Here is a 23,683-nt window from a genome sequence, read left to right as displayed (position 1 = left end):
TCATAATATATACATTATACTATAATGATATATATTATTGTGTTGTATTAACAACGGAAAGGATATAAAATGAATGCTTACATGGATGCATTAAAAAAATCTCGATTATTTGCAGAAATAAGTGAAGCAGAAGTCCAACAAATTTTAAATTGCCTGTCCTCAACGACTAAAGAATATAAGAAAGGGGAATATATTGTTCACAATGGCGACAAGTTATCCTGTGTATTATTAGTTCTCTCCGGTAAAGTACATATACAAAAGGAAGATTATTGGGGGAATCAAAGCATACTTACTGTCATTAATGTAAGCGATATCTTTTGTGAGGCCTATGCATGTCTCCCCCATACCCCGGTTTCTATAAATGCCCTAGCCGTAACAGACTGTGTTATTATGTTTTTAAATTTAAACCACATCATGACTACTTGCTCCTCAGCCTGCGAATTTCATATAACGCTTATACACAATTTACTTTCTATCCTTGCCTCAAAAAATATGATACTGACAAATAAACTAGAGCATTTAACTCAAAGAACTACAGAGAATAAAGTTTTATCTTATCTCTCACAATATTCTCAGCAGTGCCAAAGTTCCTCCTTTGAAATACCATTTAATCGTCAGCAGCTGGCAGATTATCTCTTCGTTGATAGAAGTGCTTTATCAAATGAGCTCTGCAAATTACGAGATAAGGGAATTATAGATTTTAATAAAAATAAGTTTACCCTGCTAAAGGATTACCAAGAGTAATACTTAGTATTTAAACTCGCTCAATTTATCGAAGAGTTAATTAAATTGCTTTTTCTCTCATTAAAGCTGAATATTTTTCCAATTAATTGTTAATAATAATTTAATGATTGTATATTAATGAAAGGAGAATTTGCTTATATGAGGGGAACAAAATCTGTACTCACCAAAGTCGTAATTTTCATTGATATTTTGTTGCTAATATGTGTTGCTGGGTTTGCAATTTATTATTTTTATTTTTATCCCCAAAACAACAGTTATGAATCCATGAATAAATCTTTGCCAAATGCTGAACGCGAAGTAGATATAGAAATAAACCCAGAAAATATAGATATACCATCAAAAGAAATTACCGTTCTATCCTCAATTAACTTTAGTGAAGAGGAACTTACGGACCTATTTCTTTTATCTTTAAAAGATATGCCAGAGGTAAATCAATACATAAGAGGATTAAAAGTCCGTATTCTTGATGATTGCATCAATCTAGATGCTAATGTTACATACAAAAACCTTCCTCTAAAAGCTACATTTACCTTCCAAGGAAAAGCTTCGAACGGCAAGGGAATACTTCACTACCACCAAGGTAAAATTGGCTTTTTGGATATCCCCGAAAATGTTCTTTTATCAAATTTAAAAGACACCACCTATCTTAAAGTTTCACAAGATTCCAAAGATATAATTCTAGATCTCTCCACCTCTGAATTTATGGAGATTACAGACATTGTAACAGAAAACAAAAGTTTAAAAGTTAAACTAAGAAAAACAATAAGTTTACTTAAATAGCCTTATAAAAAAATAACCATAAACCAGTGTTTACTTGATTTATGGTTATTCTGTTTATTTAATATTCTTTCCTTTAAACTCTTCTATCTTTTTTACGAACATTTCTATATTGGATTTTTCTTTATTTATATCTACACCCTTTCTCCCCATGCGATCACTGTAACCTAAAAGTGCCACTTCATCTGTATCACATTCTCTTATCATATCCATTGTATTAGCAAAAGGCAAATCATTTACTACAAATAATATGTGCATGTGATACCTTACAAGTTTTGATACTTTATTTATAAAAGCTTCATCGTCAGTAAACTGATTAAGAAATTCTACTGCCAATTTTTCTCCAACTTTGTCGTGGTCATATGAAACTATTTTTTTATTCTTTGTTTTGGTGGTCTTAGGTTTACCAATATCGTGTAAAAGCGCTCCCCACATAAATACACATGGTTCTTTACTTTTATCTCTAATACTGGCTGCCTCATCAATAACCATCATAGTATGATTCCACACATTTCCTTCCGGGTGATATATATGCGACTGCTCCACCTCTCGCATATCTGCAAGCATATTAAAAGGATATTCGTGAAATTCAGGTCTATAAAATACTTGCTTCATATATAGTGAGGGCTTGTTATCCTTAAGTAAATGTTCATTTATTTCTTCATATAATTCTTTTAAACTCATGCATCTCATCCTTTTCATCTTGTGTATATTGTTAAGTTATAACTATTTAAATAATTGTTCAAGTACGTACTCCCTATGTTTAAGATCCTTATTGAGATTTAAGGTTATAATTTTTGCTGATGGAGTTATCTCACTACATCTTGACTTGTACCTTACGTTGTTGTAATAATCATAAATACACTCTTCCGTATCATCTGATTTTCCGTTTACAATCCATATTTTAGATACAACATCTTCTTTTTTTATTGTGCTTATAGAAAAAAGATATTTATAAATTATACTTTTGAAGGAATACTGTTTTACTGAATCTAAGTTTGACCATTTTGCATCTAGAATAATATATTCAGTTTTCCCATTCCTACATATTTTTATAACATAGTCTGGAGTGTAATAATAAGATTTTTTGTTTTCTTCATTTATGTCACTATTTTTAAATAGACCAATTTCATTTTCACAATTATTGTAACTTATCACAGGTTGATAATATACAGTAATTTCATCATCTTCCTTAGAAAACACAAAAGTATTGTTGTAAATTGTATTTTTATACTTTGCACTTTCTGGCAGAGTATACTGAAATTGATAGCTTTTTTTCAACTGGTAATTGTGTTTTGTCAAATATTCATTTATTTCTATTAAAATATAGTATTCATAAATATTGCTATCTGTATTACAATTTAGCATAAGTTCCTCATGTTTTAAATCGTAATCACCTTTTTCAAACCATTCCCTTATAACACTGTATATTCTTCTATAATGAAAATCTTTTATAAAAATGGGTGTGGGCTTAGGAACACATTGAACAGGAAGTTCTTTGCACGAAAGTAGGTTCCTGTATTCATAATAAATATTGAAAATCTCCCCTTGAATCTTTCTAAGTGATTCCCTATATGAATTTATCCTATCATCAAAACTATGAAAAATAATGCTAGAAGAACTCATATAATGCTGTTCTATATCCTTCTTCTCACAAGGTATATTAAAATTCTCCATTTTGCATATCTTTTTTTCAATGGTATTGCAAATTTGTTTTAAAAATCCTAAAATAATTTGATTTTCGTATATATCGTAATTAAAAGTATTTTTCATATTTAATATCTTTTTAGGCTGTAAATTGAAACCATTGTAGCGTATTCCCGTATAGTAGTTCACCTTGTGCAGCTCCTGAGGATTACAAGCAATATGCTGAAAAGTTTCCCTACTAAAGTCACTTAATTTATGAAAATCATCCACATATCCAGAGCTTTGAATGGTATATTTCCCACCGTTTTTAAAATAATTCATATTAATTTTGTATTGAAGCAGTATATTGTTTAACAATACCATTTCCTTGTCCATATATGAATTATTATTATAGTCAACTTCAATGGCAGCGTCATCCAAAGCTGGATTTAATGAATTCCATAAATAATTACGTGCATTTTTGATAATGTATCGCTGCATACTCTTAAGCACATTTCCTAAATTATTGTCCCGAACAGCAATGTCAACATAATCAGATTTTAGCTTTAAAGTATGCTCACCTAAATCCATAGAAAGAAAAAACTGTACAAACCCAAAATTATTGTAAAAAACCCTGTTTACAATTTCATTGTTATTTCCTATGAAAATAATTTTTCCCTTAGAATACAATATATCTTTTTCATTGTCATTAATATAAAATTGAACATTATTAATTTCATCCTGAGACTCCATATGGCGCTGCTCATCATAGGAGGTAAGAAATACATCATAATCCTTATCACAATATAGCACATGGTTATAATAGCTATTCTTATGATTCATGTGGTATAAGGGCAAAGTAACGCAGCATTGTGAACCAATATAAAAACTCAATTTATACTCCATATTCATCATTCCTCTACATTAATTAATTGAAGAATTCAAAATACTTCATATTTCTATTGCCAATTTCCAAAATTCTATTTAACATAGTGGAGGACTTACTCATATTGTGCTTGCTGCATTTATCCAATAGTACACTGAGAAAATTCTCATAACCTTCCCCGACGCCACTGATTTTAGGAAGCAATTTTTGGCACACTGCATAGTCCACAGCTATTTCATATTTTTCCGCATTATTCTGGAATTCAAATAAGGAAATCCCCGTTTTTAAATAACCATGTACAGCTTGGTGAATTCTCGGACTTATGGTTATGAAGTTATTAGAGAAAATCTCGCATATCTCCCCATACAAAGAAATTGCCTTACTATAATCCGCATTGTTATTATCCACACCTCTGCAGAAGTATTTTACAAGCTCACCATATGGAATTATGCTTTTAATATCCATATCTCTTCCACTACACATTTTGCCTATTTCATCAGCATTCATAGAAATAATCCATGCCCTATCCAAAAGCCTAGGCGATAAATTTTCCGTTGTGTGATCATAATTTATAGTGGCTAAAAATCTGAGAGTTTGAGGTATCTTAAAAATATAATCCTCTCCCAAGTTAATTTTCCTATTTTCCTTATCAAAATCACACACATTCATAAAATCGGCCCAATAATACTCCATAGAGCTGAGATTTGCCTCATCGAGAAGTATGAAGTACGGGAACTCCTCCACACCTCGAACACATTCCATATTTAAATTTTTGAATGCCTGAAAAAGTGCTTTGTTATTTTTGTCGAAGGTCTTTGTTAAAGGATTATAATACCCAATGAAATCCTTCTTTGATGTCCATCCTTTTTCCACAGAAACCTCCACATACCTGTTGAGATTTTCATCATTACTCAGCCCAAGAACCTGACTTATTATATTGCAAATAGACGTTTTGCCCACTCCCGGTTCCCCAGAGAAAACAGTCAAAAAGCCCTGTGAAACGCATATCATCATATTGATAATGTCATTCATACTGTACTTTCTGACTTTTCTTATATTGTCATATATATACTGTTTAATCTCAGAAGGCTGTCCAAATTCTTTAATTGTTTTAACACCTTGAAAGCTATGTTTTGTGCATATTTGAGAATTGTCCAACTCCTCTTCTACGCTTCTACTCCAATTTAAAGCTGAATTCAATATTTTATCAGCTATTATACCATCAAAAGCCACATCAGCGTATTTTGAAGTGATATTTGCAAATTTGTCTTCAAGTGCCTTTTCAATTTTCTCAACATTTTTCATTCTAGCACTATTTTTTACTGAAAATTCATCTTTCTTTTTTATTTCTTGTTGCAGGCTTTTTTTAAGTTCCCTCAACTCATATTCTAAATTTTCCTTGTCATTTTTAAGCTTTTCTATCTCTAAATTCAGTGTTTCCTTTTCAGATTCCTTTTCATTTTCATTAAAAGTTTTGCTTATGTCGCTTTGCAGCTGTGGCCTTATATCATCTATATACAAGTCGTATACCTGATTTTTATTAATTATTTCACTGGCCCTTTTAATCCTGTCCTGAGACAAGTCAGCAAGTTGATTACTGGCAACAAACTTATCAAAGATAGATTTTACAGTCTTTATTTCACTTCTACTAAGATTTGTGCTTTTCACATTCACATGTTGCTTTATAAGATCCATCAATTCTTCATCTGAAATAGCATCAATTTCAGTGTACACACAGTTCTCCATGTCCATAAAATACAATAACTTAAGTTCTACACTACCTTCTTCGTCGTCAATATATATATCAATGGTGTCTAACCTTTCTCTATTAGCATATAAGTCATATTTATTTACAATATAATCTTCCATTTTATTTAATATATAACCTCTTCCATGCTTTTCAGGCTCATATTCAAAAGGTCCATATATGTATTGATAGTTGGCAATATATATCTGTTTAAAATTTGGTTCATCCTCCAAAGATAAAGAACCATTCACCATATTTTTTTCCAATTCCTCATTAGAACACTGTATCTCCACTAATTGAAATATATTTTCATTGCATATTTCATTGATATTTCCCTTCTTTACTAACTCTTCATCACTTATTCTATATCTTGTCCCACTAGTTTTGAATTCTTCCAATTGATTCTTGTCAATAGTGCAAATCCAAATAGGATTTCTTTTATACTTTTTGAAATTTCTTGAAATATTGCTATTAGGGCTAATATTTATATTTCCGTAATCAGGGAACTCTTCTCTTTCAACTTTAATAAGCTTATGCCCTTCTGTAATATTATAAATTGGGTATATATTGTAAAAAGTTTCATTTTGTTGTTTTATAGATACAATATATTTGTTAGTTGGAATATCATTCTGGCAAAATTCATTTATTTGGTCTATATCTCCTTGGTTTAACTCAATGTCATCTGTATTAATATCTTCTATATGAATACCCTCTACATTTATTTCCTTTAATATATCTGTAGCCACCGTAGATTCAGGCTCACAACTTTTCTTTTCCTCTTCATCAAACTTGCCTTTTTTCTTCACCCTGGAATTAAATTCATCTGAAGATATGTAATGTTTGAAAGAATACTCCTGTGGGAAGTTTTTTAGGCAGTAAATTATATTCCTCTGGAAATTTTGACAATCAATATCTTTAATGCAAGCATTGGCGCTTTCATATTCTATTTCACTACATTTTAATTCATTATACAAATTTTCTACAAATAATGAATGTGCATTTTCGTCGTCTTCAATGCATTGTATTTTATTTTTCACATCTTTAGCTTTCTTTAATTTTCGATTCACCTTACCCCCATAAGTTTTTTCAAAACAAATATTCAATTTATCCCCTGGCAACATTGTGTAAAATTTATTTAGATATTTAATCATATTTATTCCCCCAATTTTTTTATTATATTTTAATTATATGATAAATACAATAATATTTCTATAAATTAATAAAAAGCCCCCAAAGCTTTGGGGACTTTTTCTACTATTTAAAGTTATATTCAGTTACAATGCTCTTTCTATTCATACTCTTATCATTGTAATACTCATAGAAACATAATCCTAAAAAGCTGCCTGTCACGTTAAACACATTTTTGTACCCTAAATTCTGCAAGGCTAAAACTGCATTATAACTTCTCTGTCCTGTTCTACAATGAATATACACAGGTACATCCTTTGGTATTTCATTTACTCTCTGTCTCAGCTCACTCAAAGGAATATTTACGGCATTTATAATGTGGCCCATTTGGTATTCACCTTTTTCTCTAACATCCACTATGAATTCATTATTTTCTACTAGATTCCTCATTTTGTCCACAGTAACTTGCTTAAAGTCCTTGTTTAATAAATTGCATGCTACATAACCCGCATAATTTACTACATCCTTTGCTGTCGAAAACGGCGGTGCATAACAAAGTTCTAAATCCTTTAAGTCTTCTACTGTTCCACCAAACTTTATAACTGTAGCAATGATGTCAATGCGCTTTGTAACATCTCCCTTTCCAATGGCTTGTGCACCTAAAACCTTTCCCGTTGGCACCTCGTACAACATCTTGAAATGCATAACAGATGATGTAGGCATAATACTCACCTTGTCATTTAATATGAGATTTACTACATCGTAATCTATCTTCATATTCTGGAATTTAATCAATCCCTCACTGAGCCCTGTAGCTGCACCATTATAATCAAAAACCTTTATTGCAGAAGATCCTATGTACCCCTTATTTATGGTGCTCTTATTGTTTATATTGTCAGCCACACTTCTAGCAGCCTTCTGAGCAGCACCAGCTAAAGACAGCTTAGTCATTGAATGAGTTAAGCTATGGTATACTTCAACAGCATCTCCCACAGCATAAATGTCCTCGTCACTGGTCAGATAATTTTTGTCCACCTTTATTGCACCTGTGTCACCTATATCTAGCATAGCTTCCCTGGCTAATTTTACTTCTGGGGCAATGCCTATGGTCATAACCACAGCCTCTGACTTAATCATTTTGCCACTTTCCAATACCACTGTGTTTTCTTCAAACTTTTCAACTTTATCCTTTACTATGAGATTTATGCCCTTATCGTAAATTTCTTTATGTAATATTTGTACCATATCATAATCAAAAGGCTTTAATATTTGCTCAGTACCCTCTACAAGAGAAACATTGTATCCAGCTTTTTTTAAATTCTCAGCTACCTCCACACCAATATATCCTGCGCCGATAATTGAAACCTGCTCCACATGTTTTTCCATTAAAAAGTTTTTTAGTTTTTCAATATCGACCACATTTCTTATGGTAAATAAATTCACCTTTTCTATGCCTGGAATATTGGGAACAATAGGATATGCTCCCGTAGACAAAATCAATTTATCATACTTTTCTTCATATATTTCCTTTGTAATTAAATTTTTAACGCATATACTTTTATTGTTTCTATCAATAGAAATAACTTCACTATTTACCCTAGCCTCTATATTATATTGAGCCTTAAACTTCTCCGGAGTCATAAGTACTAACTTACTTGCTGAATCGACAGTTCCGCTAAGGTAATATGGCAGTGCACAGTTAGAAAAGGATACATGTGGACCCTTCTCAAACATTATTATTTCATCTTCTTCGCTATTTCTCCTGAGCCTTGCTGCTGCCGAAGCCCCTCCAGCAACTCCACCTACAATCAAAATCTTTTTTTTCATGATTTTTTCCTCCCATTATTTTCTATTTATTCCTGTGTATGCGCCGAAACCACCTGACACATTAATGGCACCATAACCTTTACTTGTAATCATCATATTTATGTATTATGTGAACAGATATATTTTAACCAATTTCTAATAATAAACTCTCTTTATCATTCTATTATATTTCATCTTTAACTTTTGTTCTGTAACTTTGTCACATAAAGAGTCATTTAACTTTCGCCTACATGACATTTTTGTAATAAAGCATATGATTTTATCTATGCTCATTCAGACTATAAAAGGCGCTTATCCTGAATCCATTTTTAATATATAGTTTCTGAGCTTTATAATTTATTTTATATGTGCAAAGCTTGATTTGTCTACAATTTCTATTTATAAACATCTCCCTCATGCAATACTTTAATATGATTGTACCATAACCCAATCCCTTGAATTTTGATAAAACAGCTATATGATCTAACTCATCCCCTTGAAGCAAATACAGTCCAATAAGCTGATTACCTCTCCACAAAGCACCAAAATCTCCTCGGTGACTTATGTCCTTTAACCACTCTATTTCCTTATCATCTATAGTAATTTTTTCATTGCACTGAATAGCTTGTTCTCTAAAAGCATCCTCTAGTAAATCCAAATAAGCTCTCCAATTTTAGCTAATATCACACGTTTTTTGTTTTAAAACGAAAAGTTACACACCAAAAGCCTATTCTAATATACTTCTATAGTAATAGGAATCTATCTAAAATAGTTTTCCCCATGGATCCTTATATAAATATCGTTGATTATTAACATAACACAAATCCTAAATAAAAAACCGCCAGATAAACTGACAGTTTCTTATAGTCTGACTTTATATTTTATTTTAACAACGCCTTAGGCTTGCTTTTTATTCCCTTTGAACCAAGGTTTCCATATATCTCACTAACAGTGCCTGCAGTCATAAAGGCATCAATTTGTTCTTTTTTAATAAACTCCATAAGATAAGAGAACTCATTTCTTGTCATCAAACTCTGAACTTCAAACTTGTCCTCTCCACCTAATCCACCTTTAACTGGATACAAAGTTACTCCCCTATGCATGTCCTCTATTATAAATCTTCTAATTAGTTCATATTCCTTTGAAATAATACAAACTCTTTTTCTAGAATTAAATCCTATCATAAAGTTGTCCAATACTACTCCATTTAAATAGGTTCCTATTAAACCTACAATTACAGATTTTACATCATTTACAATAAGTGCAGTACAACATATCATTGCCCCTGCAATAGATACCGATAAAGCCAATTCAACATGAAGATATTTGTTTATTATTTTCGCTATTATATCAAGGCCGCCAGTTGACGCATTGTGCCTAAACAAAATAGCCTGTGCAAAACTCAATATCAACACAAAACACAAAACATCTAGCCATGGATCCTTCATAATGGATTGCTGAATAGGCCATATTTTTTCCATTATAGCAATCATTGGCGATAGAATTAATGCTGAATACACAGTTTTAATTCCAAATTCCCTTCCAATGAGAATATATGACAGGACTAACAAAATTGCATTAATAACAAATATTAATATGGGTACAGGTATCTGCGTTATGATATTTATTACAATGGATAACCCCGTAATAGATCCAACAATTAATTTGCTTGGAATCAAGAAAAAATGTACCGATACTGCAGTGATAAACATACCCAATGTTATAATGGGCAAATCCTTAATAAAGGACTTAACATCTTCATTCATTTTTTTGACATCTCCTTAAAGTTAAAACTCTTCATGTTTTAATAGTATTGTTATATAGGCTTCGTTTATAGCCTCATATAGTTTACCACAATTAAAAGGTTTTTTAAATCATAAAGTTCATTATTTTTCGTAAATTATTTTTTACACGCAAATTAAAACCCTTCTGCAAAAAATTATCTTGCAGAAGGGCTTACTGTTTTATCTTACGACTATTGGTTTTGCCTTTTCTTTACCACATTTAGCTTTTCCCTGTATCTCGGGAACAGGTGGCACATCATTCTTTGAAAAATGATTTTTTTTATTACTTTCAGTTCCATGTGGTTCTTTAGGATCTGGTCTACGCATTCCGGCTTTTGCCATAATTATCACCTCGACCATTATTATTTCCTAAAAAAATAATTACTATTCCTCCTAAATATATATTCATGCTATTTTTTCTTTAATATTAAGAAAATGTCATTGTAAATAAAAACACAATCGCAACAAGTACGATTGTGAGCTTTACTGGCAAAGGAACTAACTATTGATAAAATGCACCGGTCAAACCAAATCGTTAAAAGATGCACCGCTTTTGCACACCCCTCGTTTTAGAGGTTACCGATGTATGTTACACACCGTCCATATACTTCAATCAATGACTACCTTTGAGATATTTGTACTCATTGAATCATTCATGAACAAGCAATAGTCGCGGAAGTATTCAATCTCAAAAAGTACGCACACTGATTACGGAAAACTAAAACCACATCCAAATTAGCCTTTTATTTTCATAGCGCTGTTCCACACTGACCGCAAAATCGAGCACCGAGAACAGCGCCTGAGCCACATTTCGAGCAGAACTTTATCTGCGGCTCAGCTTGGTATGTCAGCGGCAGATCCTCATTCGGCGCAGCGTAAGACAGAAACAGCCAGTCTATATCCTCACCATCATCGCATAATCCGATGGCTCCGGCAGACGATACCACATAAAAGCTGTCCTCGTCGATGGGGTTCTCATTGTCGCTTGTCTCGGCAAGCAGCAGCAAGCCATTTACGTCGTATCTTTCATTTGATGTGGCAAAGCCCCAGATCTTGCAGCGTGTGGCGGCAAACTCTGCCGCTTCCAGCATGGTATCGAATCTCTCCATTACGAAAATCCTCCTTATTTGAACAACAGATTATTACACCGCTTGCAGCGGTCATTTTGTATGGGGTTCATCATGGAGCAGACGTTGCAGTAGATGATGCGGTCTTTAGATTTGTCGTACTTCTCGTATGTACCGAATTTGGGATGAAACCGCACCCTGTCACCAACGGACAGATAATCGTACATATCTCGCCCGCTGTCCTTTTCCACGATAGTCTTTTTCTTGCCCGCATCGGTGTTGATGATTGTGGTATATTCCGTATAGGTTCTGTAATTATCATCTTCGCCGCCCCTATGCTCGCTTTTCTCCTTGCTGTACTTATTGACGACCACACCCTCCCACATTGGTTGCTTGGTTCTTCTCAACGCCAGCAGATTAAAGACCAGCATGACAAGAGCAATGCCCATGCCGATGATAATGGATTCTCCAAAGGGGAAATCGTCCATCAGCAGACCGGCGACAGGAAATCCGATGAGCGGCACGAACACCAATATCCACATACATCCAATGGAGAATTTTTTGTTTTTCTGTGCGGCCGCCAGTATCTCAGGGCAGTTATACCTGTCGGAAAAGCCGACCAGCCCCGCGCCGCTCTGTAGGGGCGCGGGAGTTGCTACATGGTGTGGTTCCATCGGCTCCGACGTTGCCGGACTCACTGCCGCTCCACAGCCGATGCAAAATTCGGCTCCCTCCGGCAACTTTGTGTCGCAGGCCGCACACACGCCAGGGCCGCTGTCCTGTGTTTTTACGCCGCAGGCCGAACAGAAAGCTGAACCCTCCGTCAGTTTATTTCCACAGTTGGGACAAAACATATCCGTATCACTCCTTTGCTCGATAATTTGAGATGCGGCGGGCTTCCTCGCCGTTGGTTTCTTCTTTTTCCCCCGTCTGGCTGTGCGTATAACAAGCAGCAGCAAAAGCAGATAACCGATAGGGGCGAGAATGTGGTAAATAATTGCCACTTCGCCCATCTCGCTAAATTCGCACAGCATGGCGGGCTTATTGACATAGGGGAAAATGTCAAGGTAGCGGATGCGCTCGGAGCGCGTTTCGCCCTCATCCAAGCTCGGCCATGCCTCGTCGCTGCTATATATCACATAGCCCCTGTATTCCTTGCCGTTTACCAGAAACCAATAGCCCTTGGAAACGGTGCGGGAGCGGTTTGGTCCCGCATCCGTGTCATCCAGGCGGCTGTCATAGCTGTCCACCGTACCCATGACGGAATCGCCCCATAGCCCAAGCGCCAGAGTGAAAAGGCTGTTATATGTAGCAAACAGCAAAACTGCACAGATAAGAACGAGGATAGGCAGAGGGATGTTTTTACTATTTTTCTTCTTTACCATGAACCCACCCCCGCTATTTATTTTTTAACCCACTCATATTCATAAGCGGTCTTTATCACATTGTTTCCGCCGCTGAAAATAATCAGGATATACACCTTATCACCGTCCTCGTAGCCCATTGGCATTGCGACTCCGGACGTGACGCTTCCTCCGATATAGCCGGTGTTGGTGTCATTCTTATATGTCGTTACATCACCTCTCGCACTCTCATCGTCAATGTTTTGCATATACATGTTCGTTCCGTAGTTGACAAACGGATCGTCATGGTTGACGGGAGTGATACAGGAGGTCAGATTCGCTCCAAGATGAAAGCATATATTGCTTGATGTAGCGGCGCTTACGGTCAGAGTCAGCTGCGCCTGCTCTCCGCCCGCGTAACGGCTGTTCGGAATACTGCTCGTTCCAGTATTGTTGACAAATTCACCGTGACAGTCGTCGTGCGTGCTTGCTGTATACCAATGATTCCCGATAAACTTGCAGTTGTAAGTATAGCTGCCGTTTCCGCCACTCCATGTTTCAACATAATTTTCATTTGATGCGCTTGTTTCATATTTATTCGTAAACGACCGAACTAACTTCCAATAACCTGTTCCTTCTTTTTGTTTTTCCAAGTACCCCATTTCTCTCATCCAATCATAAAACTTTGCTCTGTCCTTACCATATCCAATCCACATCTTGATTGCGTAAGCCAAGTTTTCTTCTCGGTTCTTTTCTCTGCCAAACTTTGACATATCTCCGCCAACGATATTCAATATGTTTCCTCTGATAGCCAATAATGAATGCAGCCTTCGATTTACTGTCATATCTTCCTTGAAGCCATTTTCCGTTCGAGTCAATAATCCCGCATCCTTAAAGGCTTTAACCAATATCTCGTACTCTGCTTGTTTTGCATCGATTTTGCTATCTATTTTTGCCCTTTCTTCGAATTTCTTTTTAAGATCGGATTCAACCTGTCTTTCGATCATGCGCTGTTCATCATCCGATAATGTGTCTTTGCCGCTGATTCTTTTATACTCATCCTTTCTTTCTCTTACGATTTGGTGATAGTAACCTCCCATTTGAGTGATCAAGGTTTCCCAATCGCCTGCATTGATTTTATATCCGTAGGCGTTTCCTTTTGCTAACCCATAAAATACTTTATATGCGCATTCCTCTTCATAATCTTTCCATGCCATAATGCCTTGTTCTACTGCTGCCGCGCCCAAATCCACGAGGGATTTGACTGCGCCTACTCCGCCATATCCTAAAACTGTAGCGCCAAGAGCGGTAAGCTCGCTTGCCGCCTTTCTGTAATTTCCGTCATATAATGCGACTGAGGCTTCGGCGGCATCTCCTACTGAATCTAAAGCGGTAGAAACTGCTTCCAAAACCAATGGATTTTCTGCACATACGTCAACCGTAGATTCCACTATCATATCGGTAACTTTATATCCCAATTCCGCCGTTGACGCTCCGTTTTCTGTCAGGAAAACTGCTATATCCATTGAGCTTGAGGCCCACACTCTTGAAATTATCTCATTTCTCGCCTCTTGGTCATATATACTCAGTCCATTTAAGTAATCATCAACTACCGCTGTTAGTTTTTCCTTTAGCGCTTCATTTCTTGCCTGATTAGTCAGATCATCAATTGCCAGATCTCTGGCATATTCCCTGACTTGCTCGTCGTCCGTCATCTTTTTCCCGCTGTATGATGAAAAATGCCAGGTTTCAAAGGTGAGGTATCCTTTAGTCAGCTCCACCGGATCAGGAATAATTACCTCCCATTCATCTCCCGTCCAGTAAGACATCACATATTGATCGAAGGTACTGTTGTCCGGCAAATTCTTTTCGTCTAATTTCATGCTTATCCTTGCCGGTTCATCCAGTCTGACACTTTCTGTTCCCTCCGCCTTAATCTCGATAGGCGTGGTAAGGAAAGCGGCTTTGCCGTTTATATACGCCTCTGTGCTGTCGGCTACTTTATCCACAGTAACTTTCACATCCTGCTCAAAAGCGCCTGCGGGAATAGAAACCGTCCATCCATCCTTTTTCAAATCCCCAATTACTCCACCCTTATCACCCACAATCAAGGTAGAGCCAAAACCGCTTTTTCCGCAACCTGACAGCCCTGCCGTCAAGGGGAGAAGCATGGCGACTATAAGTAAAATTGACCATATTTTTTGTTTCATTTTGAACTCCTTTCAAACGGGCTATTAGACCGAAAATTCGAAAACAAGAGCGGGTGGCACATTGACAAATCCGGAGTAATAGTGCATTGTAATCTCGCTTTTATCGGCTTGACGTTGATATATCATCCAGCCGCCGGTGGATTCACCGGGAGCAAGATCAACTCTTGACATATATCTTTCATCCCGATCAGCTACCTCCAGCATAACCTGTGAGTTTTCCTCCGATTTCATATCGCTGTCATCACCTGTGGCCCCCTCGGTATACACAATATACAATGCCTTCGCCTTTGGTGATTCTATCGTTTCGTCCGAAATATTTTTAAAGGTAAACCATACTTTGATATATTCAAACCCATCTTTCGCTTTTTCAAGCGTGGTATTCGCTTCGGCTACTGCAACTTTATCAATTGTGATAGAAAGTCCGTTTGCTTCTGCCGCTTCACCGATACCATACACCTTTGCTTCTTCTTTTTTTGAGTTATCGGACGTTGTGCTGCCGCCTGTGGGCGTAGAGCTTTCCGATGGTGATTCACCGCCGCAAGCGGCGAGGGAAATCATCATCATAAGTGTTAGAAAGAATGTAATAAACTTTTTCATCGTGTTCCTCCATTATTCAGATATAATTTTACTGGATTACCAGCCGTTGACAACTGCCGTTACGCCGGTTTCACGAAGCAGCTTTTGTGCGGCATCCAGTAACGCCTGCTTTTGAGTCATTCCGTGCAGCAGCTCTACCCGCATGGTCTGATCCTTATCGCCAAAGGTCAGGTACATCCGCTCCTTATCAATTTGAACGGCGCTCAGGCGCACGCCATGTACCCCGTCGAGACCCCATCGGTAGATTCTGCTGCCGATTAACATGCCAAAGGTAGATACTACAGTTTCCTCAGTGTCTTTTTTCATTTGGCGGCCTGGCATGGAGATGAGAGCAGATGGCACCGCAAGGATGCGATTATCCCAAATAAGCGTTGCATCATAGAGCCGACGGCCCTCTCTCACCAGTAGAAGGAGAAAGATAAGACTGATAGCTCCAAAGACGAAAACAGCTTCTAACATAAATGTTACACCGAGCCACACCGCCAAACAAATACCGGCTACGAACAACAAGGCATATTCATTGCGCCGTTTGCGGATTGATTTCATTTGCACCATCCCTCCTTCATCATATAGTTTAGCGAAGTATGACTGAAAAACATCATTCCAAAGGATGATTTTACGAAAAAAGCCTCTCACCCAAAAGGGTGAGAGGCGGGTTAAACCCAGTATTTATGCAGTTTTATGTATCATCTAACCATTTGGTTTTTCAGTAGGGTGCTGATGAGCTCCGCACGGCTTGAAACATCGTATTTTGAAAAAATACTTCTTGCGTGTGTTTTAACGGTATTCTCACTGATGAACAAAGCCCCGGCAATCTCACGGTTGGATTTGCCGGAAAGGATGAGCTGCAATACCTCCTGCTCCCGGACAGTCAGCGGATCAAGCGTTTTGACCTGCCGTACAATATCCGTTTGCTGTGACTGGCTCATATTGTCATAAGCGGCAAGGTAAGCATGGCTTTTCAGCAATAGAACAAGCTGGTGGTTCAGCGGCGGCAGCATAACCAGTGTAACGCAAACCACCGTCAGGGCAATCACCGCTACCTCCGCACCGGGAAGACCCATGGATGTCACAGCCATTCCCAGGACGCCTCCGCAAAGGACACCGAATACATTGGCGGAAAGACCGATGCCAAAGGTTTGTGCCGGGTTATCGCTATAATCCAGCATTTCTCCGAGGATGCTCCACCAAAACAGGTCGAAAATACCGCAGGCGCCGAGCATCAGCGTATCCACAGTCAGATAGTCGGAGGTATTTCGCCCCAGCAGCATAAAGCTGATGAACGCTCCTATAATCATTGCCATCCCGATATACAAAATTCTGGAACGCTTTGCTTTCATAGGCAGGTTGCGCATAATGGCGAGCGCCACGATATAAGGCGCGGCCCAATACCAGCTCACCAGCCCTGTCAGATGCTCAAAAGCGGGGTTGATGACCTGATACATCAGTCCGGAATTAATTGTAATGATACAGACAAAAAGACACAGCAATATTATCTGGTTTTTAATGCCGCCATGCGTCTTGTTTTTAAATGTTTTGTTCTGCACATTCTCCTGCTCCAACGGCAGGATCAAAATGAAGACCATACCGATTACAAGACAAAGCACAGAGAGGCCAAGCCCGATAAAGGTTGACCTGTTCATGGCCACCACGTTGACTGCAATCATCAGCAAATTGGAATAAATCAGAACGTCGGCACAGGATTTAATGCGCTCGTTCTTGGGAGTAAAGGCCCTGAGAAAAAATCCCCATGCCGCCACCGCGCAGCCGCTAAAGTATCCGCTGACAATCAGTCCACTCAACCATAGAGAAGTAGGCGCAAAAAAGAAGGGGACGGTGGCAACAAGGCATATGCCCATGCCGCCGAGCATTATGCTTTTGGCTGCCGCCCGGGATCTGACGAACAGACCGCAGGTGAGAAGCCCCATAAAATGCGCGATAATTGCAGCCAGCATGTAACGGTCGGCGTCTGCTCCACGCAGATCCAGCAGGCTATACAGCACCTGCCCCTCAAACTGAAATGACAGAATATAGGCAAAGAGAAATGAAAATCCGGCAACAGAAATCCTGCGGGCATTTATTGTTATATGGCCGTTCATGTGATAACCTCCTCTCTTGATTCTTTCATTTTTCTATGCCGGTTCGCATTTCAAATCTCATTTTTTCATCTTTAGTTAACAGAACCTTTTTATATCGACTGAATTATGTTCCAGATTATTACAAATAACTCATTCACATTCGCCAGACATTTTGAGATAGTGCGATTTTTGGCTCATCGCTTCGAAAATTATCTCGAACACATCTTTATAAGCCGGTATGTCGTGGTCGGGTGCGTAATTAATGCCGTCGCCGGTATCGGATTTTTCGTCATAGATGAAGCGAAGTATTTCATCAGCTATCCGCTGTTTTTTGTCGTCCCCGCCGAGGTGGTTTTTCACCCGCTCTCGCAAATCCTCAATGCTGTAACTACAAAGTTGAAGAAAATAGTATTCGACAATTCTCTGAATTACACTGAGAAGCGTTGCCGGAAGCCTCGCGTCCCTGTATTCGCACCATAAAGCATCATATGAGTTTTTAACAGGTGACACGTTTTCTACGCCGCTTTCGTTCGTGACGCATTCCATTTCATTGATTTTAACGGTAGAAACATTCTCATCCGATTTCTTGACAAAGAAAAACGATGATTTCTTAACGATGTCGTCTCTGCTCGTTTTGATATTGTCAATATTACTTGACAGTTTTTTCTCGCATAGTTCGTTATTAGGCAGCTTGGTTTAGAGATCCATAGTATCTCTGTCTTTTAACCATAGGAGGTAGCCCACCATTGGCAGAGCAAATCCTCCTGTTGTTCCAATAACTGATGAAATAACGCCATATAAGAATCTTAAGTTCTTCAACAGTCATTTCTTTAGTGTTGTAACGATTATAAAGCAGCTCTTCTTTCATTCTGGCCCACATACTTTCACACCTTGCATTGTCATGGCATCTGCCACCATCACTGTTCATACTTTGCTGTATGCCATATTTATTTATTACATTGCGATATTCATTGCTGGTGTACTGTGTACCTCTATCAGAGTGAACAATGGCACCCCTAAGTTTAGGATAAGCTTTAAAAGCATTATCAAGAGTATTTACACACAAGGTGGCTTTCATATTTGTATCCATTGAAAGCCCAAAAACTGCTAAATCATAGCAGTCAAAAATTGCAGATACATAAAGTTTACCATCTTTTGCTTTAATTTCTGATATATCTGTTACAGTCTTTTTAAGAGGCTCAGATGCTCTGAAATCACGTTTAAGAAGATCATCAGATTTTCTGGCTTCGCGGTCAGCTTTGGTTATACCATTAGGCTTACGTTTAGGTTTATGACTAAGACCAATTTCCACCATAACTCTATAAACAGTACGTTCACTAGGGATATGGACATTTTCAGGGTTTTTTAGAAGTAAGGCTTGATGCATACGGATTCTTCCATAGGTATCATTGTACTCATCTTCAGAATTGATTTTTATCATTTCTTCAGCGAGAGCCTCATACTTCCAAGGTTTATCTTTATTTGCAAGATAATTATGAAAGCCTTGACGGCTAACTTTAAGCATCCTACAATAAAATGATATTTTACCCGTAATCATGCCGTCATTAGTCTTAATAGCTATAAATCTCATTCGTGAGTTTTTACTGACTTCCGACGGCTGGCGGCGAAAAAAGCGCTTGCTTCCTCTAGAAATTCATTCTCTTCCTTCAAACGTTTGATTTCCTTACTCTGCTCTTTAACTTGCTTTTTTAGGGTCATAAGTTCTTCTGTAAGGGAAAGAGCACTATCAGGAGTATGTGAACCAGCACCTAAATCAAGTACACCTTCTTTAGAGGCTTTTACCCATCCGCTTACTGTGCTTGGAGCAATTCCTATTTCTTTTGCAGCTTTATTAATACCAATTTCCTTGGCTAACTTAACTGCTTGGACTTTATAATCCTGGTCATAACGTTTTTGTGCCATAATAAGCACCTCCTTATTTTCTTAATTATATTTTGAATTATACGAGAATAAGGTGTCAACTTTATTTATACAACATCAAGAAAAAACTGTCAAGTAATATTGACAATATCACAAGATGGCGCAATGACATTCAGATTCAAAAACGGCTCGGAAGTCACAGCTTAACATTCAACTATTTACGGCTCGCCAATCGGCGGGCTGTTTTTTTGCCGTAACAGTATCTTTTAACGATTACAAGGCAAATCGTTAAAAGATGCACACCCCCAGAGGTCTAATCGTTAAAAATAAGCACTTGGCAGCCACAGGTTAGTGTCAAGTATCCTCCGAAAACGGCTTAAATCAAGCACTTTCGGGCAAACAAAAAACCACCTGCTGACAAAATTTCTTTTATCAATAGATGGTATTTGATTTGGTGGAGGCGAGGGGAGTCGAACCCCTGTCCGAAGATCGTCCCATTTAGCTTTCTACGAGTGTATTTTATGATTTAACATTCCCTCTACTAGACGCCCATAAACAGGCTTCTAGTTTCAGTAGCTTCATTAATTCCGTTCTTAGCTCAAAGCTTTGCTAAGCTCGGGTCCCCACTAGTCGACGCCCTATCCCAAGCCGTGGGACTCTCGGGTAGAACGTAGCAGACTAAGCTGCTAAAGCAAAATTATCTTCTGCGTTTATCTTTAAGTTTCTAGCTGATTAACGAGGCTCCAGAATTTCCTCGACCCGCTTACTAAACGCTACGTACCCCCGTCGAAGCCAAGTACGCCCCCATGTTATCATGAGAGTCTGCACTTCCTTTTTCCGAAGGCACTCCACATATTTAATTGTTTTAAGATACAAATTATATTTTACTATAAAACAGTATTTTTATCAAGAGCAATTTTATATTTTGCATTAATTACCATAGATTTAATTTAATTATATCACATATTAATAAGATATTCATCATAATGTGAAATCTATAATCATATAAAAATATATGATAGGTTTTAACCCAGTTAACTTCAGAACTAACCAAAAAATTTCTTATCACTGTGCAAAGGAGGTATAGAGTATGAGTGAAATTGAAATTAAAAAAAACATACTGTTCATCAGCAACAATGGTGATGTGTTAAAACGCTTTGCCAATTATTTTTATGGAATAGGCATTTCCATAGAAGCCTTTGGAAACATTCCAGAAGGTACTTTAGAAAATGGCACAACAATTGTGGGGAATTTAAGAGATGCCAGCCTCATTAATTTTGTTATACAGCAGTATAAGCCAGATTATATTATTTATTTTATTAACGATGCGGTAAGGCCTGAAGCAATGGAGAAAAAACTAGGTCCATATATTGAAGCTATGTCCAATACTTTAAATCTACTACAATGCTTAAAAAATTATAACAATCCTTGTTCTTTACTTTGTGCTAGCTATAATAGTGCAAAAAAGGATGCAGTATCGGATAGCTGCACCCAAAATAATCATTTTAATATGCAGAATATGTCCTATGCTGATGCCATGAATATGCTTGAAACATACCTGGACATCGGAACATCCTGCAATATACTTATTAACTCTTATAAGAAATCTTTTTTTACCAGCGCCTACAATTCTCATATATTCGTAAGCACCATAAGTTATGATGAACCTATATATGATACACCTAAAAACATTGATAGTTTCTTGCTACAATGTCGTAGGCAACTGGAAAACATGGGTGAACTAACTTAAAGTAAAAACTACTTTAAATTCTTTTGAAGATACTCGTCAATTTTTTTAACAAGATCTTCAGGAATCTTTCTCTCCACTGGCATAGCACCTGCATTTATAAGTTTTTCACTGAAATCTCGTACAAAAACCATGGTGTTATACAATACTTCTGGTGACAATACGTCTATTAAATCGTATCTATTGTGAATGGATGCAGCCCCTGGTGCACCAAATCTCATAAAGTTTATAACTGGAATACCTTTGTCAGCGAAGGGAATGCAATCACTAGAGTATATATCCTTGTCCACTTTTAATGGGAAACATACCTGTTTTGCATAAAAATCTACCATATGACAAAGGCTTTCCTCTGCCAGTACTGTAGCTTGGTCGCACCCAAGTATTGCACCACCAACATCCACATTTATACCCATTTTTACATTTTCTAGCTCATTTTCATGCGCTTTCACATATGCCTTACTTCCACAAAGACCTATTTCCTCTGATCCAAACCAGATAAATCTTATAGTTCTCTTAGGTGGATTTTCTTTATAATATCTTAAAATCTCCATGATATTTACAGAACCTGCTCCATTATCGTATACTCCTGTACTAAATGGAACACTATCATAATGGGCCATGATAACCACAACTTCCTCTGGAAACTGTGTACCCTTAAGTTCAGCTATTAAATTATGAGAATCAGCTTCTCCCTCTTCTTGCTCCAAAGTCATACGAACCTTTTTGGCTCCACTTTTCATAAGTTCAATGGCATCGCTTACTCTCATGGTTACGCCTGGTATTTTTCCAAACTCAATATGTTTTTCTCTTATTCTTCTATTTTCTAAATCCGTAGAATTATTATCGTCCATGAATCGACCGCTGAAGTTTATATAGCCTACAGCACCTGACCTAACTATATCTCTATATCTTTCATAATTTATGCTATTTACTAAAACTATTTTCCCCTTTGCCTCTAAAAGATTTATTGGCAAAGCATTTTCTACATATAATAGCTCAGCTTCTAATCCATCTTTTGCTGCGTTACCTGTAAGACCTACACCAGTTACCTCTATTTCTCTATACTCTGGCTCTAATATCTCTAGTTTAGCCTTTTTAATGTTATAGTTTAATACTTTAAAAGGCTCAATTTCACTTTCAACACCAAGGTTGTCCAATTCTTCTTTCAAAATGTTAACTGCTCTCAATTCTTCTTCACTGGCACTTGTTCTGACAAATCCAATTTTCTTTAATAGTTCAAACTGTCTTTTTGCAATATTCATCACAAATCCCTCCTGACTAAATTTATTAAATTCGCTCAATTTTTATTATAACATGTTTTTAAACTAAAATCAGACATTATTGAATAAATATTTAATTTTAAACTAATATTTATTCATTTCTTTAAAATGCTTTGCTACCTCTCTCACAGCTTGTTTCTCTTTTAAAGCTTCTCTCTTGTCATAATTATGCTTACCTTTTGCCACTCCAATTTTAACCTTTACTTTTCCCCTTACAAGATATAAAGACAGTGGAATAAGAGTATATCCCTCTGCGGAGGCATAGCTTTCCAATTTTAGTATTTCATTTTTGTGCAACAAACACTTCCTGTCTCTAAGGGGATCTCTATTGAAAATATTGCCCTGCTCATAGGGACTAATATGCATATTACAAATAAAAACTTCTCTATTTTTTACGAAGGCATAACTATCCTTAAGATTGGCCTTTCCCGCTCTTATAGATTTTACCTCTGTTCCCACAAGGGATAAACCAGCTTCAAAAGTTTCTTCTATAAAATAATCATGAAACGCTTTCCTATTTTCTGCTAAGTTCCCCTTAACCTTTTCTTTTTTCATTTTTTTACACCTCTTACTTTTCTATTTCACCTTTGTAGTCAATTATCCCACCAAAGTCGTATACATTATTGTACCCCATATCCACCAACAGCTTTGCCGCCCTATTGCTCCTAGATCCAGATCTGCAGTATATTAATATCTTTTTATTTTTGTCTTTTAAAACCTCTTGGGCTCTTTTACTTATCTCATCTAGGGGAAGTAACACAGCTCCTTTAATATGCCCACTTTCATACTCTGGTTCTGTCCTTACATCCAATATTATAATATCGCTTTCATTTTTAATCATGGATTCTCCCTCAGTTGCACTTATAACTTTAACGCTGTTTACACCGTCATTATTCCCGCCACATCCAAACATGAACATTCCCATTACAATAATTAATATAACACCATAAGCCCTCATAATTCACCTCATATGTGTTTTACT

At 37.0% G+C, this 23,683-nt stretch carries 22 protein-coding genes and 1 other RNA gene; 3 read left to right on the top strand and 20 right to left on the bottom strand.

Annotation, left to right across the window (positions count from 1 at the left end):
* Window positions 1-69 precede the first annotated feature (69 nt).
* Both BUA73_RS07520 and BUA73_RS07515 read left to right on the top strand, forming a co-directional pair.
* Window positions 70-744: a Crp/Fnr family transcriptional regulator gene (locus BUA73_RS07520; protein ID WP_072903501.1), complete on the top strand. Its 675-nt coding sequence runs from the start codon at window positions 70-72 to the stop codon at window positions 742-744.
* A gap of 138 nt (window positions 745-882) precedes the next feature.
* Complete coding sequence (locus BUA73_RS07515; RefSeq protein ID WP_072903500.1) at window positions 883-1,524, top strand: hypothetical protein; 642 nt, start codon at window positions 883-885, stop codon at window positions 1,522-1,524.
* Between the two features lie 54 nt (window positions 1,525-1,578).
* On the opposite strand, the gene BUA73_RS07510 is transcribed toward BUA73_RS07515, so the two are convergent.
* The 17 genes from BUA73_RS07510 to ssrA form a co-directional block, all read right to left on the bottom strand.
* Entirely contained in the window at window positions 1,579-2,205 is a 627-nt protein-coding gene (locus BUA73_RS07510) for an HDIG domain-containing metalloprotein (RefSeq protein ID WP_072903499.1), read from the bottom strand.
* 42 nt (window positions 2,206-2,247) lie between these two features.
* Complete coding sequence (locus BUA73_RS07505) at window positions 2,248-4,053, bottom strand: hypothetical protein (protein WP_143146988.1); 1,806 nt, start codon at window positions 4,051-4,053, stop codon at window positions 2,248-2,250.
* Window positions 4,054-4,075: 22 nt separating this feature from the next.
* Window positions 4,076-6,931 (bottom strand): hypothetical protein, encoded by a 2,856-nt coding sequence (locus BUA73_RS07500; RefSeq protein WP_072903497.1) that lies wholly within the window; start codon window positions 6,929-6,931, stop codon window positions 4,076-4,078.
* 103 nt (window positions 6,932-7,034) lie between these two features.
* Window positions 7,035-8,735, bottom strand: coding sequence for an FAD-dependent oxidoreductase (locus BUA73_RS07495; RefSeq protein WP_072903496.1), 1,701 nt, complete (start codon window positions 8,733-8,735; stop codon window positions 7,035-7,037).
* Between the two features lie 259 nt (window positions 8,736-8,994).
* Entirely contained in the window at window positions 8,995-9,372 is a 378-nt protein-coding gene (locus tag BUA73_RS07490) for a GNAT family N-acetyltransferase (RefSeq protein WP_072903495.1), read from the bottom strand.
* A gap of 223 nt (window positions 9,373-9,595) precedes the next feature.
* On the bottom strand, window positions 9,596-10,480 hold the full coding sequence (locus tag BUA73_RS07485; protein ID WP_093426685.1) for a YitT family protein: 885 nt from the start codon (window positions 10,478-10,480) through the stop codon (window positions 9,596-9,598).
* A 198-nt stretch (window positions 10,481-10,678) separates the two neighbouring features.
* Entirely contained in the window at window positions 10,679-10,840 is a 162-nt protein-coding gene (locus BUA73_RS14100) for a hypothetical protein (protein ID WP_178139240.1), read from the bottom strand.
* A gap of 407 nt (window positions 10,841-11,247) precedes the next feature.
* Window positions 11,248-11,607, bottom strand: coding sequence for a zinc ribbon domain-containing protein (locus tag BUA73_RS07475; RefSeq protein ID WP_072903493.1), 360 nt, complete (start codon window positions 11,605-11,607; stop codon window positions 11,248-11,250).
* Between the two features lie 14 nt (window positions 11,608-11,621).
* Window positions 11,622-12,950 (bottom strand): zinc ribbon domain-containing protein, encoded by a 1,329-nt coding sequence (locus BUA73_RS07470; protein ID WP_072903492.1) that lies wholly within the window; start codon window positions 12,948-12,950, stop codon window positions 11,622-11,624.
* 17 nt (window positions 12,951-12,967) lie between these two features.
* Complete coding sequence (locus BUA73_RS07465) at window positions 12,968-15,118, bottom strand: hypothetical protein (RefSeq protein WP_072903491.1); 2,151 nt, start codon at window positions 15,116-15,118, stop codon at window positions 12,968-12,970.
* A gap of 24 nt (window positions 15,119-15,142) precedes the next feature.
* The gene (locus BUA73_RS07460; RefSeq protein ID WP_072903490.1) at window positions 15,143-15,715 is read right to left on the bottom strand and encodes a DUF4352 domain-containing protein; all 573 of its coding nucleotides are present in this window, start codon (window positions 15,713-15,715) and stop codon (window positions 15,143-15,145) included.
* Window positions 15,716-15,751: 36 nt separating this feature from the next.
* Window positions 15,752-16,261, bottom strand: a complete 510-nt coding sequence (locus tag BUA73_RS07455) for a hypothetical protein (protein ID WP_072903489.1) — start codon at window positions 16,259-16,261, stop codon at window positions 15,752-15,754.
* Window positions 16,262-16,401: 140 nt separating this feature from the next.
* Window positions 16,402-17,814 (bottom strand): LuxR C-terminal-related transcriptional regulator, encoded by a 1,413-nt coding sequence (locus BUA73_RS07450; RefSeq protein WP_072903488.1) that lies wholly within the window; start codon window positions 17,812-17,814, stop codon window positions 16,402-16,404.
* A gap of 129 nt (window positions 17,815-17,943) precedes the next feature.
* A complete protein-coding gene (locus BUA73_RS07445; protein WP_143146987.1) occupies window positions 17,944-18,303 on the bottom strand; it encodes a hypothetical protein in 360 nt (119 codons plus the stop codon).
* Between the two features lie 172 nt (window positions 18,304-18,475).
* Window positions 18,476-19,384, bottom strand: coding sequence for an IS3 family transposase (locus BUA73_RS07440; protein WP_072903486.1), 909 nt, complete (start codon window positions 19,382-19,384; stop codon window positions 18,476-18,478).
* Window positions 19,381-19,716 (bottom strand): transposase, encoded by a 336-nt coding sequence (locus BUA73_RS07435; protein WP_072745205.1) that lies wholly within the window; start codon window positions 19,714-19,716, stop codon window positions 19,381-19,383. Before BUA73_RS07435 ends, BUA73_RS07440 begins: the two co-directional genes overlap by 4 nt.
* Before the next feature lie 410 nt (window positions 19,717-20,126).
* Window positions 20,127-20,480: a transfer-messenger RNA gene (ssrA, locus tag BUA73_RS07430) on the bottom strand.
* Between the two features lie 284 nt (window positions 20,481-20,764).
* Here ssrA and BUA73_RS07425 point away from each other — a divergent pair.
* Window positions 20,765-21,424, top strand: coding sequence for a Rossmann-fold NAD(P)-binding domain-containing protein (locus BUA73_RS07425; protein ID WP_072903485.1), 660 nt, complete (start codon window positions 20,765-20,767; stop codon window positions 21,422-21,424).
* An 8-nt stretch (window positions 21,425-21,432) separates the two neighbouring features.
* On the opposite strand, the gene BUA73_RS07420 is transcribed toward BUA73_RS07425, so the two are convergent.
* The 3 genes from BUA73_RS07420 to BUA73_RS07410 form a co-directional block, all read right to left on the bottom strand.
* Window positions 21,433-22,683: a M28 family peptidase gene (locus tag BUA73_RS07420; protein WP_072903484.1), complete on the bottom strand. Its 1,251-nt coding sequence runs from the start codon at window positions 22,681-22,683 to the stop codon at window positions 21,433-21,435.
* A gap of 102 nt (window positions 22,684-22,785) precedes the next feature.
* On the bottom strand, window positions 22,786-23,256 hold the full coding sequence (gene smpB / locus BUA73_RS07415; RefSeq protein ID WP_072903483.1) for an SsrA-binding protein SmpB: 471 nt from the start codon (window positions 23,254-23,256) through the stop codon (window positions 22,786-22,788).
* 13 nt (window positions 23,257-23,269) lie between these two features.
* Window positions 23,270-23,659 carry a rhodanese-like domain-containing protein gene (locus tag BUA73_RS07410; protein WP_072903482.1) on the bottom strand — a complete coding sequence of 130 codons (390 nt, stop codon included), beginning with the start codon at window positions 23,657-23,659 and terminating at the stop codon, window positions 23,270-23,272.
* Window positions 23,660-23,683: the final 24 nt, after the last annotated feature.

Origin of the sequence: Hathewaya proteolytica DSM 3090 (genome assembly GCF_900142225.1) — a bacterium.
Lineage (GTDB): Bacteria > Bacillota > Clostridia > Clostridiales > Clostridiaceae > Hathewaya > Hathewaya proteolytica.
The sequence above is the reverse complement of the archived record's forward strand: the minus strand, read 5'-3'. Positions and strand labels throughout refer to the sequence as shown.

Excerpts from the sequence above, each read along its gene's own strand:
- BUA73_RS07520 (WP_072903501.1), top strand. The coding sequence starts at position 70 with ATGAATGCTTACATGGATGCATTAAAAAAATCTCGATTATTTGCAGAA.
- BUA73_RS07515 (WP_072903500.1), top strand. The coding sequence starts at position 883 with ATGAGGGGAACAAAATCTGTACTCACCAAAGTCGTAATTTTCATTGAT.
- BUA73_RS07510 (WP_072903499.1), bottom strand. The coding sequence starts at position 2,205 with ATGAGTTTAAAAGAATTATATGAAGAAATAAATGAACATTTACTTAAG.
- BUA73_RS07505 (WP_143146988.1), bottom strand. The coding sequence starts at position 4,053 with ATGGAGTATAAATTGAGTTTTTATATTGGTTCACAATGCTGCGTTACT.
- BUA73_RS07500 (WP_072903497.1), bottom strand. The coding sequence starts at position 6,931 with ATGATTAAATATCTAAATAAATTTTACACAATGTTGCCAGGGGATAAA.
- BUA73_RS07495 (WP_072903496.1), bottom strand. The coding sequence starts at position 8,735 with ATGAAAAAAAAGATTTTGATTGTAGGTGGAGTTGCTGGAGGGGCTTCG.
- BUA73_RS07485 (WP_093426685.1), bottom strand. The coding sequence starts at position 10,480 with ATGAATGAAGATGTTAAGTCCTTTATTAAGGATTTGCCCATTATAACA.
- BUA73_RS14100 (WP_178139240.1), bottom strand. The coding sequence starts at position 10,840 with ATGGCAAAAGCCGGAATGCGTAGACCAGATCCTAAAGAACCACATGGA.
- BUA73_RS07475 (WP_072903493.1), bottom strand. The coding sequence starts at position 11,607 with ATGGAGAGATTCGATACCATGCTGGAAGCGGCAGAGTTTGCCGCCACA.
- BUA73_RS07470 (WP_072903492.1), bottom strand. The coding sequence starts at position 12,950 with ATGGTAAAGAAGAAAAATAGTAAAAACATCCCTCTGCCTATCCTCGTT.
- BUA73_RS07465 (WP_072903491.1), bottom strand. The coding sequence starts at position 15,118 with ATGAAACAAAAAATATGGTCAATTTTACTTATAGTCGCCATGCTTCTC.
- BUA73_RS07460 (WP_072903490.1), bottom strand. The coding sequence starts at position 15,715 with ATGAAAAAGTTTATTACATTCTTTCTAACACTTATGATGATGATTTCC.
- BUA73_RS07455 (WP_072903489.1), bottom strand. The coding sequence starts at position 16,261 with ATGAAATCAATCCGCAAACGGCGCAATGAATATGCCTTGTTGTTCGTA.
- BUA73_RS07450 (WP_072903488.1), bottom strand. The coding sequence starts at position 17,814 with ATGAACGGCCATATAACAATAAATGCCCGCAGGATTTCTGTTGCCGGA.
- BUA73_RS07440 (WP_072903486.1), bottom strand. The coding sequence starts at position 19,384 with ATGAGATTTATAGCTATTAAGACTAATGACGGCATGATTACGGGTAAA.
- BUA73_RS07435 (WP_072745205.1), bottom strand. The coding sequence starts at position 19,716 with ATGGCACAAAAACGTTATGACCAGGATTATAAAGTCCAAGCAGTTAAG.
- BUA73_RS07425 (WP_072903485.1), top strand. The coding sequence starts at position 20,765 with ATGAGTGAAATTGAAATTAAAAAAAACATACTGTTCATCAGCAACAAT.
- BUA73_RS07420 (WP_072903484.1), bottom strand. The coding sequence starts at position 22,683 with ATGAATATTGCAAAAAGACAGTTTGAACTATTAAAGAAAATTGGATTT.
- smpB (WP_072903483.1), bottom strand. The coding sequence starts at position 23,256 with ATGAAAAAAGAAAAGGTTAAGGGGAACTTAGCAGAAAATAGGAAAGCG.
- BUA73_RS07410 (WP_072903482.1), bottom strand. The coding sequence starts at position 23,659 with ATGAGGGCTTATGGTGTTATATTAATTATTGTAATGGGAATGTTCATG.